The organism is Streptomyces sp. NPDC029836, assembly GCF_055574495.1.
This window is the reverse complement of the sequence record NZ_JBVHZI010000014.1, coordinates 112,301-126,407: the sequence shown is the minus strand read 5'-3', so window position 1 is coordinate 126,407 and position 14,107 is coordinate 112,301. Positions and strand designations below refer to the sequence as shown.

At 74.2% G+C, this 14,107-nt stretch carries 12 protein-coding genes; 9 read left to right on the top strand and 3 right to left on the bottom strand.

Translation table 11 applies throughout. The features are described from left to right. Positions 1-29 precede the first annotated feature (29 nt). On the bottom strand, positions 30-1,946 hold the full coding sequence (locus tag ACZ4XJ_RS30925; protein ID WP_468498088.1) for a BACON domain-containing protein: 1,917 nt from the start codon (positions 1,944-1,946) through the stop codon (positions 30-32). 160 nt (positions 1,947-2,106) lie between these two features. Here ACZ4XJ_RS30925 and radA point away from each other — a divergent pair, with 160 nt between their 5' ends. Together radA and disA are read left to right on the top strand one after the other, a co-directional pair. Then, positions 2,107-3,522 (top strand): DNA repair protein RadA, encoded by a 1,416-nt coding sequence (gene radA / locus ACZ4XJ_RS30920; protein WP_362882150.1) that lies wholly within the window; start codon positions 2,107-2,109, stop codon positions 3,520-3,522. Between the two features lie 266 nt (positions 3,523-3,788). Next, complete coding sequence (disA, locus tag ACZ4XJ_RS30915; RefSeq protein ID WP_362882148.1) at positions 3,789-4,913, top strand: DNA integrity scanning diadenylate cyclase DisA; 1,125 nt, start codon at positions 3,789-3,791, stop codon at positions 4,911-4,913. Positions 4,914-4,979: 66 nt separating this feature from the next. Here the strand turns inward: disA and ACZ4XJ_RS30910 are convergent, their stop codons facing one another. After that, entirely contained in the window at positions 4,980-5,744 is a 765-nt protein-coding gene (locus ACZ4XJ_RS30910) for a hypothetical protein (protein WP_468498087.1), read from the bottom strand. A 223-nt stretch (positions 5,745-5,967) separates the two neighbouring features. On the opposite strand from ACZ4XJ_RS30910, the gene ACZ4XJ_RS30905 reads away from it, so the two are divergent. The 7 genes from ACZ4XJ_RS30905 (at position 5,968) to ACZ4XJ_RS30875 (ending at position 12,391) form a co-directional block, all read left to right on the top strand. Then, positions 5,968-6,573, top strand: a complete 606-nt coding sequence (locus ACZ4XJ_RS30905) for a phosphatase PAP2 family protein (RefSeq protein ID WP_362882145.1) — start codon at positions 5,968-5,970, stop codon at positions 6,571-6,573. Between the two features lie 29 nt (positions 6,574-6,602). Further along, positions 6,603-7,508, top strand: a complete 906-nt coding sequence (locus ACZ4XJ_RS30900) for an HhH-GPD family protein (protein ID WP_362882143.1) — start codon at positions 6,603-6,605, stop codon at positions 7,506-7,508. A gap of 216 nt (positions 7,509-7,724) precedes the next feature. Next, positions 7,725-8,285: a SigE family RNA polymerase sigma factor gene (locus tag ACZ4XJ_RS30895; RefSeq protein ID WP_281209186.1), complete on the top strand. Its 561-nt coding sequence runs from the start codon at positions 7,725-7,727 to the stop codon at positions 8,283-8,285. A gap of 65 nt (positions 8,286-8,350) precedes the next feature. Further along, on the top strand, positions 8,351-9,004 hold the full coding sequence (locus ACZ4XJ_RS30890) for a hypothetical protein (RefSeq protein WP_362882141.1): 654 nt from the start codon (positions 8,351-8,353) through the stop codon (positions 9,002-9,004). 13 nt (positions 9,005-9,017) lie between these two features. Then, positions 9,018-9,728 (top strand): two-component system response regulator CseB, encoded by a 711-nt coding sequence (gene cseB, locus ACZ4XJ_RS30885; RefSeq protein WP_362882140.1) that lies wholly within the window; start codon positions 9,018-9,020, stop codon positions 9,726-9,728. Beyond that, positions 9,725-11,041 (top strand): two-component system sensor histidine kinase CseC, encoded by a 1,317-nt coding sequence (gene cseC / locus ACZ4XJ_RS30880; RefSeq protein ID WP_362882139.1) that lies wholly within the window; start codon positions 9,725-9,727, stop codon positions 11,039-11,041. The genes cseB and cseC overlap by 4 nt, the downstream gene beginning before the upstream one ends. Before the next feature lie 108 nt (positions 11,042-11,149). Next, positions 11,150-12,391 carry a LamG-like jellyroll fold domain-containing protein gene (locus ACZ4XJ_RS30875; protein ID WP_468498086.1) on the top strand — a complete coding sequence of 414 codons (1,242 nt, stop codon included), beginning with the start codon at positions 11,150-11,152 and terminating at the stop codon, positions 12,389-12,391. Positions 12,392-12,480: 89 nt separating this feature from the next. Here ACZ4XJ_RS30875 and ACZ4XJ_RS30870 read toward each other — a convergent pair whose 3' ends face one another. Then, positions 12,481-13,101: a M23 family metallopeptidase gene (locus tag ACZ4XJ_RS30870; RefSeq protein WP_362882135.1), complete on the bottom strand. Its 621-nt coding sequence runs from the start codon at positions 13,099-13,101 to the stop codon at positions 12,481-12,483. Positions 13,102-14,107 lie beyond the last annotated feature (1,006 nt).

Genomic DNA, 14,107 nt, shown 5'->3' with positions numbered 1-14,107 from the left:
GCCCGACGCGGAGTTCAGGCCGCTTCCCCCTACCCCCCGACCGGCGTCGGGCCCGGGTCGGGGGAAACCGTTCCTCCTGAGGAGGGTTCCGGCGTCGGCGTCGGGGTGCCCGGATCCGTCGGGGTCGGGGTCGGTGTCGGCGTGGGGGTCGGCGTGGGCGTGGGCGTCGGGGTCGGCTTCGGGGTGGGCGTGGGGGTCGGGGCGGGCGCCGGCGGGGGCTCCGGGGCGGGGGCCGGGCGGCCCCGGCCCTGGATGGCGACGACCGCGCCGGCCGGGTCCACCCCGACCCGGGCACTCCAGGCGCCGACGGGTTGGGCGGCGGCGTCCACCGTGATCCGCAGGGTGACCGATTCTCCGGGCCGCATCGTGCCCGCCGTCCGGCTCGCCCGCAGCCACGGGGCGTCCGACCAGAGCCGCCAGTCGACGGGGCTGCCGCCCGAGGCGGTGAGGGTGAGCAGGGTGACGGATCCCCGGGTGGTGGCGGACGCGGTGAGCCGGCCGGGGCTGCCCGGACCGGCCGCTTCCGGGGTCGGGGGCTGGCCGACGCTGATGACCTCGACGGAGACGTCGGGGCCGGCGGCGCCCGGAGCGAAGCCCGGCTCGCCGGTGGTGTAGGCGGTGTTGCCGGTGTTCTCGTACGCGGTGAGCGTGCGGCCGTCGGCGTACGGCGGCGGGATGTCGGACTCGCCGGCGGAGATCCGGGTGCCCTCGCCCCCGACGGGTTCGCCGGTGCTGGGCGCACCCCGGTACGCGGCCCACAGCGCGATGACCGGCGCGGCGACGACGGTCGCGACGACGGTGGTGGTCACGACGCGGGCCCGGAGCCGGTCGCGGCGGGCGGCGCGGTCCTTGGGGTCCATGGGGAAGCCGGTCCGGTCGAAGCGCGGGCCGGGGCGACCGCCGCGGCGGCGTCCGGAGCGGAGCATGGCGGCGTGGACGGCGGGGCGGGGGGCCGGAACGAGCGGGAGCGCGGCGTTGACGCCGCCGGTGCCGGGCCAGGGCGCGCCCGCACCGACGCGTTCGGCGGCGCGGCGACAGCGCGGGCAGTCGTCGACGTGGCGGACGAGTTCGGCGCGCAGGGAGCTGGACAGCAGCACGTTGCCGTCGCCCCCGTCCCCGTCGTCGCCGGTGAGGCGGGAGACGACCGGGCAGTTGCCGGTCTCGACGACGGCGAGCGCGGCACGGGTGCGTTCCACCTCGCAGGCGGCCCCGGACAACAGTTCCCGGGCGGCCGCGGGGGCGGTGCCGAGGACGGAGGCGAGCTCGGGGACGCCGAGGCGGTGGCGGACGGCGAGTTCGAGGGCCTCGCGCTGCTCGGGGGTGGTGCCGGCGGCTTCGGGCCAGGCGAGCCGGGCCAGTTCCGTACGGCGGTAGGCGCTGACGTCGAGCCCGCGGCGCTCCTCCGGCGCACGGTCGGGATGCCCATGCTCCGGCGCACGCCGGGCGCAGTGCGCCCCTTGGCGCGCGCGCCGCTGCTCGGCGAGCCGGCGCAGGCAGGCCCAACGGGCGAGGGCGTACAGCCAGGCCCGCCGTTCCCCCTCGTCGGGGCAGCGCCCGGGGTGCCGTTCGGCGACGGCGAGGACGTCACCGAGTACGTCGGTGGCGGCGTCGTGGTCGCACAGCACCGACAGGCAGTACGTGAACAGGCCGTCCAGGTAGGGCTCGTGCCGGAAGGGCGGCGGCTGGTTCGGCTGCGGCGGTGAGGGCGCCGGGGTCGGCGGTGTCGGCGGGTTCGGCGGCTCGCCGGCGGCGTCCGGGGCGCCGGCCGCGCCCGGCCGCCCGGCAGCCGTCCGTCCGGGCCCCGTCCCCTCGGGCCACGCGGCCCCCTCGACAGCGCCGTCGGCAGGGGCGGGCGCGCTCCCCGTCGGTCCCGCGGTGGGTGTGCGCCCGTGCGCCCGGTGTGCGCCGGTGCGCGGTACGGGATGTCGCTGGTCGCTGCTGTTCACCTGGCGACCGTAGGCGGCGCGCCGGTGACGGCCCGGAAGCCTTCAGCAGTTTTAGTCCTTACGGGTGAACAGATCGCCACCGCGCTGACAGCCTCGCTGACAGCCTCCCTGACGACCGGCTCCGTCCAACGTTGTCGGTGCCGGCCGCTACCGTGGGCCCATGGCTGCCCGCACCGCTCGTTCATCCGCCAAGGACCGGCCGTCCTACCGCTGCACCGAGTGCGGCTACACGACCGCGAAATGGCTCGGGCGCTGCCCGGAGTGCCAGGCCTGGGGGACGGTCGAGGAGATGGGCGGCGCCCCCGCCGTGCGGACCACCGCGGCCGGGCGGGTGTCCGCGCCCGCGCTGCCGATCGGCCAGGTCGACGGACGGACGGCGACGGCCCGCAGCACCGGCGTCGACGAGCTGGACCGCGTCCTCGGCGGCGGCCTCGTCCCCGGGGCCGTCGTCCTGCTGGCCGGTGAGCCGGGCGTCGGCAAGTCGACGCTGCTGCTCGACGTCGCGGCCAAGGCCGCCAACGGCGACCACCGCACCCTGTACGTCACCGGCGAGGAGTCGGCGAGCCAGGTGCGGCTGCGGGCCGACCGGATCAACGCCCTCAGCGACCACCTCTACCTCGCCGCCGAGACCGACCTGTCCGCGGTGCTGGGCCACCTCGACGCCGTGAAGCCGGCCCTGCTGGTCCTGGACTCCGTACAGACCATCGCCTCCCCCGAGATCGACGGCGCGCCCGGCGGCATGGCCCAGGTGCGCGAGGTGGCCGGGGCGCTGATCCGGGCCTCCAAGGAGCGGGGCATGTCCACGATCCTCGTCGGCCACGTCACCAAGGACGGGGCCATCGCGGGCCCCCGCCTGCTGGAGCACCTGGTGGACGTGGTGCTGAGCTTCGAGGGCGACCGGCACGCGCGGCTGCGCCTGGTGCGCGGCGTGAAGAACCGGTACGGGGCCACCGACGAGGTCGGTTGCTTCGAGCTGCACGACGAGGGGATCACCGGGCTCGCCGACCCGAGCGGCCTCTTCCTGACCCGGCGCGCCGAGGCGGTGCCCGGGACCTGTCTGACGGTGACCCTGGAGGGCAAGCGCCCGCTGGTCGCCGAGGTGCAGGCGCTGACCGTGGACTCGCAGATCCCCTCGCCCCGTCGGACCACGTCCGGGCTGGAGACCTCGCGCGTCTCGATGATGCTGGCGGTGCTGGAGCAGCGCGGCCGGATCACGGCGCTGGGCAAGCGGGACATCTACAGCGCGACCGTCGGCGGGGTGAAGCTGACCGAGCCGGCCGCGGACCTGGCGATCGCGCTGGCGCTGGCCTCGGCGGCCAGTGACGTGCCGCTGCCGAAGAACCTGGTGGCGATCGGCGAGGTGGGCCTCGCCGGTGAGGTGCGGCGGGTGACCGGCGTGCAGCGGCGGCTCGCGGAGGCGCACCGGCTGGGCTTCACGCACGCGCTGGTGCCGGCGGACCCGGGCAAGGTTCCGGCGGGCATGAAGGTGACGGAGGTCGCGGACATGGGCGAGGCGCTGCGGGCGCTGCCGCGCGGCCGTTCCCGTACGCCGGCCAAGGAGCGCGCGGCGGAGTAGCGGACGGCGCGGGGAGAGCCACGCCGACGGGCGCAGGCCGCGCCGGCCGACGTCCCCGGAGCCCGGCCCGGAGCGGAATCGAAGGGTCCACCAACCGGCGGGGCAGCAGGTCAGGGGCCTCCCGAAACCGTCCGCTGCACGGGTACCGGCCGAGGAACGGCGGGGGCACAGCCCGCGCCGGTAGACTTTGCGCTGGTCCGCCCGGCCGTACGCACGCCCTCGTGCCCGTGGCGCGGGGCGGTACGACCCGCGACCGGAGGAGTGCAGTGGCAGCCAAGGACGGGGCAGCAGCATCCGGCAAGTCGGGCGCGAGCTCCAAGCAGGAGGCCATGATGCGTGCCTCGCTGAGCGCGGTCGCACCTGGTCAGCCCTTGCGTGACGGCCTGGAGCGGATCGTCCGCGGCAACACGGGCGGGCTCATCGTCCTCGGCATGGACAAGTCCGTCGAAGCGATGTGCACCGGCGGTTTCGTGCTGGACGTGGAGTTCACCGCGACGCGGCTGCGCGAGCTGTGCAAGCTCGACGGCGCGCTCATCCTGGACAAGGACATCACGAAGATCCTGCGGGCCGGCGTGCAGCTGGTGCCGGACGCGTCGATCCACACCGAGGAGACCGGCACCCGGCACCGCACGGCGGACCGCGTGTCCAAGCAGTGCGGCTTCCCCGTCGTGTCGGTGTCGCAGTCGATGCGGCTGATCGCGCTGTACGTGGACGGCGAGCGCCGCGTCCTGGAGGAGTCCGGGGCGATCCTGTCGCGGGCGAACCAGGCCCTGGCCACGCTGGAACGGTACAAACTGCGCCTCGACGAGGTCGCCGGAACGCTGTCCGCGCTGGAGATCGAGGACCTGGTGACGGTCCGCGACGTGACCGCGGTCGCCCAGCGGCTGGAAATGGTCCGCCGGATCGCGACCGAGATCGCCGAGTACGTGATCGAACTGGGCACGGACGGGCGACTGTTGTCGCTGCAGCTGGACGAGCTGACGGTCGGCATCGAGCAGGAGCGGGAGCTGGTGATCCGCGACTACGTCCCGGAGCCGACGGCGAAGCGTTCCCGCACGGTGGAGGAGGCGCTCCCCGCGCTGGACGCGCTGACGCACCCGGAGCTGCTGGAACTGGCGATCGTGGCGCGGGCCCTCGGCTACACGGGCTCCCCCGAGACCCTGGACTCGGCGGTCTCGCCGCGCGGGTACCGGCTGCTGGCGAAGGTGCCGCGGCTGCCGGGGGCGATCATCGAGCGGCTGGTGGAGCACTTCGGCGGACTGCAGAAGCTGCTCGCGGCGAGCGTCGACGACCTCCAGACGGTGGACGGCGTCGGCGAAGCCCGCGCCCGGAGCGTCCGCGAGGGCCTGTCGCGCCTCGCGGAGTCCTCCATCCTCGAACGCTACGTCTGACCCCGGACGGTCCCGGCGCCCCGGGCGCCCGGCTGCCCGGATGCCCCCGGCGTCGCCGCCGGAGCCTCAGTCCTGCTTCAGGACGAAGGACGCCTGCGCCACCGGCATGCCCGGGGCCTTGACCTCGACCGCGTAGGTGCCGGGGGCCGCGGTGCCCGGCGGCGGTGTCTGGCACTGGTCCGCGGCGCTGAACGTGCGGTCCCATTCCAGGGACTGCTTCGTCTCGCCCTGCGCCGGCACCCGGAAGAACACCTCCGCGGCGCCCGTCGGGCAGTCGCCGGAGGACCAGACGACCTTGGCGCCGGTGGACTGGGTGACCGTCAGGACCGCCTGCTTCGGGCCGAGTCCGACCTTGCAGGTGCTGCCGGAGGTGTTGCGGACGAGCAGTTCGAGACGGGGCTTCTCGTTCGGCTCGTACTCGTTCTTGACGCTCGTGACCTCCCACCGCAGCGCACCGGCGGGGCACGTGGGCAGGGGGGAGTCCGCCGGCACCTGCGCCGCGCCGGCGCCGCTGCCCGAGCCCGCGGAGCCGGCCGCGCCGGCCGAACCGGCGCCGCCGCCCGAGCCGTTGCCGCCCCCGGGCTCGCCGTTCTTGCCGGCGCTGCCCGCGCCGCCGTCGGCGCCGGAGCCCGTTCCGCCGCCGCCGCTCGACTCGACCCGGCCGCCCGGGGCCTGACTGATCGCCGGCCCCGACGGGGACGGACCCGCCGTGATCGTGCCCTGCGGGCCGGAGCCGTCCCCGCCCTTGCCGTTCGTACTCGATTTGCCCGCGCCGGAACTGACGGTCCATACGGCGAGGAGGGCGAGGAGCGCCACAACGGACGCCAACACGGCCCTCCGTCGCCAGTAGATGGAAGAGGGGAGCGGCCCGACCGGATTGCGCATAGATCCCACGCACCGAACCTTACGAGAACTCCCGCCGCGATCAGTGCCCCCCATGCCGCACAACCGGCAGGTTTTGCCGATGATCAGCCTGCGGGAGCAGAGCGGATCGCAAAGTTCCGGCCAAGGGTCTGATGCGGCCATGATCCGGCCTTGAGTACGGTCTGTGACCATGGACAGTTCCGACCTCTATCGCGACATCACCGACTTGGCCCGAGACACGCCCCCCTGGGTGCAGTCGGCGTTCGAGGCCGAGACCAAATACGGGCTCCTGCTCTTCGGTGTGCTCTTCATAGCCGTCTGGTGGCGCTCGCGCGGGCACGACGACCGGGCCGTGGCCCTCGCCGTCCTGGCGCCGCTCGTCACCGCCCTCACCTACGTCGTCTCCGAGACGGTGAAGTCGACCGTCGACGAGGAACGGCCCTGCCGCGCCGTCGCCGGGGCGGCCGCCTCACTGATCGCCTGCCCGGCGTACGGCGACTGGTCCTTCCCCAGCAACCACTCCGCCATCGCGGGCGGCGCCGCCGTCGGCCTGGCCATGGCCGCGCGCCGGTTGGCCGTGTGGACGCTGCCGCTGGCCGCGCTGATGGCCTTCTCCCGGGTCTTCGTCGGGGTGCACTATCCGCACGACGTGGCGATGGGTCTGCTGCTGGGGGTCTCCCTCGGCGCCCTGCTGATGGTCGCCCTGGCCGGTGTGATGAGTCGGATCGTGGCCGCCGTACGGGCGAGCCGAGCCCCCGTGGCCGTCTGGTTCACCGGTCCGGGCCCGACGCGCTGAGCCCGAAACGTGCCAGGATGCCGTCTGCCATGACTGCATCCACCACTCCTTCCCCCGACGTCGCCCACGCGCTGCACTCCCCCGTCATCGCGTGGTTCGACGAGCACGCCCGCGACCTGCCCTGGCGCCGGCCCGAAGCCGGCCCCTGGGGGGTCATGGTCAGCGAGTTCATGCTCCAGCAGACCCCCGTCAGCCGGGTCCTGCCGGTGTACGAGCAGTGGCTCGCCCGGTGGCCCCGGCCGGCCGCGCTGGCCGCCGAGGCCCCCGGCGAGGCCGTCCGCGCCTGGGGGCGGCTCGGCTACCCCCGCCGCGCCCTGCGCCTGCACGGCGCGGCCGTCGCGATAACGGAACGGCACGGCGGCGACGTACCGCGCGAGCACGGGCAGTTGCTGGCGCTGCCCGGGATCGGCGAGTACACGGCCGCCGCCGTGGCCTCCTTCGCGTACGGGCAGCGGCACGCGGTGCTGGACACCAACGTGCGCCGGGTGTTCGCCCGCACCGCTACCGGGGTCGAATATCCGCCGAACGCCACCACCGCCGCCGAACGCCGCCTCGCCCGCGCCCTGCTGCCCCCGGACGAGGGGACGGCGGCCCGCTGGGCGGCCGCCTCCATGGAGCTGGGCGCCCTGGTGTGCACCGCCAGGAGCCCGGACTGCGTCCGCTGCCCGGTGGCGGGCCTGTGCGCGTGGCGGCTCGCCGGGAAGCCCGCGCACGACGGTCCGCCGCGCCGCGGGCAGACGTACGCCGGCACCGACCGACAGGTGCGCGGCAAGCTGCTGGCGGTCCTGCGCGAGGCGGTCGGCGCGGTTCCGCAAGCGGTCCTCGACACCGTCTGGGACGAACCGGTGCAGCGGGCCCGGGCGCTGGACGGGCTGGTCTCCGACGGACTGGTGGAACCGCTCGCGCAGGGCATGTACCGGTTGCCGCAGGGCTGAATCCGCGACGGTCGCGCACCCCTCGAACCCGGCTCGTAGCTGACTCAACCATTCCGCTTCGGGCCGGGAAACCGCAGCTCAACGGCACTGTTACACAACCTACGGCTGTCCGTGCGTCCACCGAAGGCTCACCCGCACAGGGCCGTGACAACCCCTCCGTACCTTCGGACCCGTAAGACGGCGGAGACGGTTGGACGGCAGCGGAGGCGGTCAGAGATGGCGCACGGCGAGGTGCTCGGTTTCGAGGAGTACGTACGCACCCGGCAGGACGCGCTGCTGCGCAGTGCCCGGCGCCTGGTCCCGGACCCCACGGACGCCCAGGACCTCCTCCAGACGGCCCTGGTGCGCACCTACGGCCGCTGGGACGGCATCGCCGACAAGTCCCTGGCCGACGCCTACCTGCGCCGCGTCATGATCAACACCCGGACCGAGTGGTGGCGGGCCCGCAAGCTCGACGAGGTCCCCACCGAGCAGCTCCCCGACGCGTCCGTCGAGGACGGCTCCGACCAGCGCGCCGACCGCGCCCTCCTCATGGACATCCTCAAGGTGCTCGCGCCCAAGCAGCGCAGTGTGGTGGTCCTGCGACACTGGGAGCAGATGAGCACCGAGGAGACGGCCGCGGCGCTCGGGATGTCGACGGGAACCGTGAAGAGCACCCTGCACCGCGCACTGGCCCGGCTCCGGCAGGAGCTGGAGAGCCGGGATCTGGACATGCGCGCGCTCGAACGCGGCGACCACACCAGCCGGTACGAGGGGCGGGAGCGGTGCGCGGCCTGAACGGCCCAGACCTGAATGACAGAGGCTCCCTCCCGGCCCGGGCCGGGAGGGGGCAGCTCGTACTGGTGTCGGCGGGGACGGTCGTCCTCGTCGGCACCGTGCTGTTCGCGGTCGGTTGCTCCACCGGCGGCAGCGGGCTGCGCGACGGCGGCCCCGCGCACACCGACCAGGTGGCCAGGACCTCCCGGCCCTCGGAGGGCGCGGACACCGCGCCCGTCCCGCCCGGCAACGCGCCCGCGTCGGCGTCCGGCAGCCCCCTCAAGAAGGTCGACGCGGTGGCCCTGCTCAAGGCGGACCCCAAGGTCAGCCCGGCCGTCAAACGCGACCTGAAGCCCTGCACGGGCAAGGAGTACCCGATCGACGTGAGCTACGGGAAGGTCACCGCCGGCGGCTCCGTGGACGTCGTCGTCAACGTCCTGTCGTGCGCGGACGCCCTCGGGCTCGGCTCGTACGTGTACCGGGCGGACGGCGGGAAGTACGAGAATGTGTTCACGGACGAACAGTCACCCGTCTACGCGGAGATCGACCGGGGCGACCTGATGCTCATCAAACAGGTCTACGGCAAGGGCGACGCCCTGGCCTACCCCTCAGGCGAGGACGTGATCACGTACCGCTGGAACGGGGAGCGGTTCACCGAGCAGGACCGTGTGCACACGGAGTACAGCAACGTGGTCGACGGCGGCGGACAGCCCGCGCCGGCCCTGACGCAGAAGAACTGAAGTGAGGCTGGGCATGGCCGAGACCCATGTGCTGTTCGTGGAGGACGACGACGTCATCCGCGAGGCCACGACCCTGGCGCTGGAACGCGACGGCTTCGTGGTCACCGCCATGCCCGACGGGCTGTCCGGGCTGGAGTCCTTCCGGGCCGACCGGCCCGACATCGCCCTGCTGGACGTGATGGTCCCGGGGATGGACGGCGTCAGCCTGTGCCGCCGCATCCGCGACGAGTCCACCGTCCCCGTGATCATGCTGTCGGCGCGCGCCGACTCCATCGACGTCGTACTCGGTCTGGAGGCCGGCGCCGACGACTACGTCACCAAACCGTTCGACGGCTCCGTCCTCGTCGCCCGCATCCGCGCCGTGCTGCGCCGCTTCGGGCACGCCGGCGGACCGCGGAACGGCGGCCAGGGCGGCGGCGAGGGGCCCGACGGGGAACGCGGCGTGCTGTCCTTCGGCGACCTGGAGGTCGACACCGAGGGCATGGAGGTCCGCAGGGCGGGCGCCGCCGTGGCCCTGACGCCGACCGAGATGCGGCTGCTGCTGGAGTTCTCCTCCGCGCCCGGCACCGTGCTCTCCCGCGACCGACTGCTGGAACGCGTCTGGGACTACGACTGGGGCGGCGACACCCGCGTCGTGGACGTCCACGTCCAACGGCTGCGCACCAAGATCGGTCAGGACCGGATCGAGACGGTCCGGGGCTTCGGATACAAGCTGAAGGCATGAGGCGCTTCACCCTCCGCACGGGGATCCGCTGGAAGATCACACTCGCCATCGCCGCCGTGGGCGCCCTCACCGCGGTCGCGCTGAGCCTGGTCGTGCACAGTGCTGCCCGGGTGTCGATGCTGGAGAGCGCCCGCGACGCCGAACTGGAACGCGTCCAGTACATCGCCACCCGCAACGCCGACATGGGCCGCAAGCCCATCTGGGGGGCCAAGCTCAACGACCCCGAACTGCCCCCGCAGCTAAGGGAGAAGGCCCGCTCGGGCCGGCGCGGCACCTACGTGCAGGAACGTCCGCGCAAGGCGCCGGAGGTGTGGGCCGCCGTGCCGCTCGGCAACGGGCAGGTGCTCTCCCTGCACCACCCCTTCAGGGAGAGCGCCAACATGGTGCGCGACCTGGACCGGGCCCTGGTCATCGGCTCCCTCTCCGTCGTCATCGGCGGCTCGGCGCTCGGCGTGCTCATCGGCGGGCAGATCTCGCGCCGACTGCGCAAGGCTGCCGCCGCCGCGCAGCGCGTCGCGCACGGGGACCCCGAGGTCCGGGTGCGGGACGCCGTCGGCGGCGTCGTACGGGACGAGACGGACGACCTGGCGCGGGCCGTGGACGCCATGGCGGACGCCCTCCAGCAACGACTGGAGGCCGAACGGCGGGTCACCGCGGACATCGCGCACGAGCTGCGGACCCCGGTGACGGGCCTGCTCACCGCGGCGGAACTGCTGCCTCCGGGCCGGCCGACGGAGCTGGTGCGGGACCGGGCGCAGGCGATGCGGGCGCTGGTCGAGGACGTGCTGGAGGTGGCCCGGCTGGACAGCGCGTCCGAACGGGCCGAGCTCCAGGACGTGGCGCTGGGCGAGTTCGTGAGCCGGCGGGTGACCTCGCTGATGCCGGAGGCGGGCGTGCGGATCGTCGCGGACGAGATCGTCAGCACCGACCCGCGCCGGCTGGAGCGGATCCTCGGCAACCTCCTGGCGAACGCCGCGCGGTACGGGCAACCGCCGATCCAGGTCGACGTCGAGGGCCGCGTCGTGCGCGTCCGGGACCACGGGCCGGGCTTCCCCGAGGCCCTGCTCCGGGAGGGCCCGAGCCGTTTCCGGACCGGGTCGACGGACCGGGCGGGCGTCGGGCACGGACTGGGCCTGACCATCGCGGAGGGCCAGGCACGGGTGTTGGGCGCCCGGCTGACGTTCCGCAACGTCGCGGCGCCGGGCGGCGCCGACGGCGAGGGCGCCTCGGCGGGCGCGGTGGCGGTGTTGTGGCTGCCGGAGCACGCGCCGACCGCGACGGGGAGCTTCCCGATCATCAAGCTGCCGGGGTGAGTTGGGGTACCGGAGCGGGCCGGGGCCCGGGCGGGGGCGGGCGGATCGCGACCGTATCGGAACCGTCGGCCGTTCGTTCGGTCGCCGCGATGTTTTAGCATCCGTGCCATGACTGACGGTACGGATCGCCCGCACAGCCCCCAGCCCGACCCCGCCGCCGGGAGCGGCGGTGGCTACGGATTCCCGCAGGGGATACCCGACGGGTACGCCGGCCGGCCGGGCGCGGGGCAGCCGGGAGCCGGCGCACCGGGGCCCGCGCAGCCGAATCCGTACCAGCAGGAGCCCCCGCCGGGGCAACCGCGGCCGGGTCGGCCCCTGGGGGTGTTCCCGCCGGCGGAACCGTTCGCGCCCGCGGAACCGTTCGGGCCGGCGGAGCCGTTCGGACCGGGGTCGGGACCGGGGTCGGCACCCGCGCCGGAGTCCTTCGCCCCGTCCGCGCCGCAGCCGGACTGGCAGGCGATGGCCGACCGCAGCGAGGCGCAGCGGCGCAAGCGGCGGCTGTTGACCGTCGGGATCGGATCGCTGGCCGTGGTGCTGGTCGCCGCGGGCACGGCGTTCTTCCTGCTCAAGGATTCCGGGGAGCCCTCCGGCACGCCGACGACGGCGGCCTCCGGCTCGGGCTCGCCCAGCCCTTCGGAGCAGTCCTCGGAGCCCCCCGAGTCGAAGGCCCCGGAGGACGACTCCCCCACCGTGGCGGGCGAGCCGAACCTGCTGCGCGACCGCAACGGTCGGATGGGCATCGCCCTGGGCCCCGGCGCCTCGCTGGGGGAACTCTCCAAGCGGACCGAGGTCAGGTTCAAGGGCACGGACGACTCGTACGCCCAGGGCGCCGAGGCGGCCGTGGACGTCACGAAGAGCTTCACCGTCTCGACCCGCGCCTACAACGTGGCCGAGACCGGCTCCCGGATGGCGGTGAGCCAGGGCGACGGGGTCTCGTACTCGTTCGAGCTGGGCTTCGAGGTCGTCAACGGCAAGAAGGCCTGGGTGTTCCGCGTGCAGACCGGCGACAAGGGCCAGGCGGCGACGGCGCAGCAGGTCGTGGCGGACAACGTCGAGACGGTCCGGAACTGGGCCCTGCTGACGGGCACGTACGACGCGGAGAAGAAGACGATCGCGCTCTGGGTGGACGACAGGATGGTCGGCCAGGCGCAGGTCTCGGGCATCTGGGCGGGCCCCGGGCCGCTCCAGCTGGGCCGGGCGCGCCACCACGGGATCTGGAGCGCGGCGTGGGACGGGCCGCTCGACCACATCCGGGTCTTCGGCCAGGCCCTGGGCCAGGAGCAGATCACGGGGCTGAAGAACAACAAGCTCGACAAGAAGACCAAGCCGACGCATTCGTGGCTGATCTGATCCCCTGCCGGCATGCGCCCCCCGGAGCCGTACGGCCCCAGGGGCGGGCGCGGCGTCGGCGATCCCCCGGGGATCGCTCGGCGGATCCCTTAGAGGCTGACGCCGGCGTTGCGCAGGAAGGCCACCGGGTTGATGGCCGAGCCGTAGTTCGGGGTGGTGCGGATCTCGAAGTGCAGGTGCGGGCCGCTGGAGTTGCCGGTGTTGCCGGACAGCGCGATCCGCTGGTCGGCGCCGACCTTCTGGCCGATCCTGACCTGGATCTTCGACAGGTGGGCGTACTGCGAGTACTTGTTGTTCGCGTGCTTGATGACGATGGCGTTGCCGTAGGCGGGGCCGTCGCCGCCACCGTTCGGGCCGGCCTTGACGACGGTGCCGGCGGCGGCGGCGGACACCGGGGTGCCGACGGGAACGGCGAAGTCCTGGCCGGAGTGCTTGTGCGACCACATGCTGCCGCCCTTGCCGTAGGTCGCGGAGAGCGTGTAGCGCTTGACCGGCTTCTTCCAGGTGGAGTTCTTGCCACCGGCGGCCTTGGTGGCGGCCTTGGCCTGCGCCTGGGCCTGGACGGCGACCAGTTCGGCGGTACCGGCGGCGGCCGGCGCGGTGTCGGCGAAGGCCGCGTTCGCTCCGGCCCCGAGAGCCAACACCGCACCGAGTCCGGTGGCGACGACGGCGATACGGGTACGACGGGTGCTGACGCGGTTCGCGGACATGCGGAGACCTCCGGGGCCGGGGACAAGGAAGTGGATCGGGCAAGAAAGGACCCGGCGCTGCGGCGTGAAGCCGTCGGTGCCGGGCTTGCTCAACCTTGGTAACCCGGGTCCCCGGACTTCCCCAAACGTCCCCGTTACTACCCGGACTCGTAGCGAACCGGAGGACGAGCTTCCTGTTGACGCCCCCCAGGCTGGGCCTGGAGGTGGATAAAAGGGACGTCAAAATCTACGAGAGGTCCTAGTAGGTCCGATTTGTTCTGTGCGGCTTGTCACCGGCCCCCACCCCCCACTGAGACCCGGGTCACCCCAACCAACACCCTTTCCCCCACGCCCCATCCACCCCCTCTGCCCACCCCCGGCCCCCGCATTCCCCGAGGCGGGGACCGGGGGCAGCACGAGACGGTACGGGGCGGGGCACGAACCGCGTTCCCCTCCCACCCCGCCCGAAGCCCGGGGGGCGGCGGGCTGGGTGCTGGGTGCTGGGGGCCGGGTGCTGGGGGCCGGGTGCCTGGAGGCCGGGGGCCGGGGGCTGGAGCTGGAGGCCGGCGCACAGGTGGGGGCAGCGCCGGGGCGCAGAGCCCGGACCGGGCAGGCTCCGGAGGCCCCGCCCCGGCCGTCACCCGCCGTCCCCCGGGGCCAAGGGGCGGACGGGCCCCGTACACCTCCCCCAGGCCTGGAGGCCCCGTACTCCTGCCCCGAAGGCGCCCACGCCCCATCCCCGGGGCGCGGGGGTTGGGCGGACCCCCGTACGCCCTCCCGAAGCCTGGAAGCCCCGTACTCCCGCCCGAAGGCGCCGCTCCCACCCGTCCCCAGCACCGGCCCCCTGGAGCTCGGCCCCCCGCACCGGCCGTCCCGGGCCCCCGGCCCGCCCGGGGACGCGGGGCCCGGCCCCCGGGGCGCCCCAGAGACCCGGTCCGGAACCCGGGGCCCGGGCCGGACCGGGGGCCGGGCACCGCAGGCGCAGCGGAAAAGGGGCGGCCCCGGGACTGTGAAGTCCCGGGGCCGC

What these genes read in the sequence shown, in the direction of transcription:
- radA (WP_362882150.1), top strand. Translation starts at nt 2,107, where the DNA reads ATGGCTGCCCGCACCGCTCGTTCATCCGCCAAGGACCGGCCGTCCTAC.
- ACZ4XJ_RS30905 (WP_362882145.1), top strand. Translation starts at nt 5,968, where the DNA reads ATGGACAGTTCCGACCTCTATCGCGACATCACCGACTTGGCCCGAGAC.
- ACZ4XJ_RS30900 (WP_362882143.1), top strand. Translation starts at nt 6,603, where the DNA reads ATGACTGCATCCACCACTCCTTCCCCCGACGTCGCCCACGCGCTGCAC.
- ACZ4XJ_RS30895 (WP_281209186.1), top strand. Translation starts at nt 7,725, where the DNA reads ATGGCGCACGGCGAGGTGCTCGGTTTCGAGGAGTACGTACGCACCCGG.
- cseB (WP_362882140.1), top strand. Translation starts at nt 9,018, where the DNA reads ATGGCCGAGACCCATGTGCTGTTCGTGGAGGACGACGACGTCATCCGC.
- cseC (WP_362882139.1), top strand. Translation starts at nt 9,725, where the DNA reads ATGAGGCGCTTCACCCTCCGCACGGGGATCCGCTGGAAGATCACACTC.
- ACZ4XJ_RS30875 (WP_468498086.1), top strand. Translation starts at nt 11,150, where the DNA reads ATGACTGACGGTACGGATCGCCCGCACAGCCCCCAGCCCGACCCCGCC.
- ACZ4XJ_RS30870 (WP_362882135.1), bottom strand. Translation starts at nt 13,101, where the DNA reads ATGTCCGCGAACCGCGTCAGCACCCGTCGTACCCGTATCGCCGTCGTC.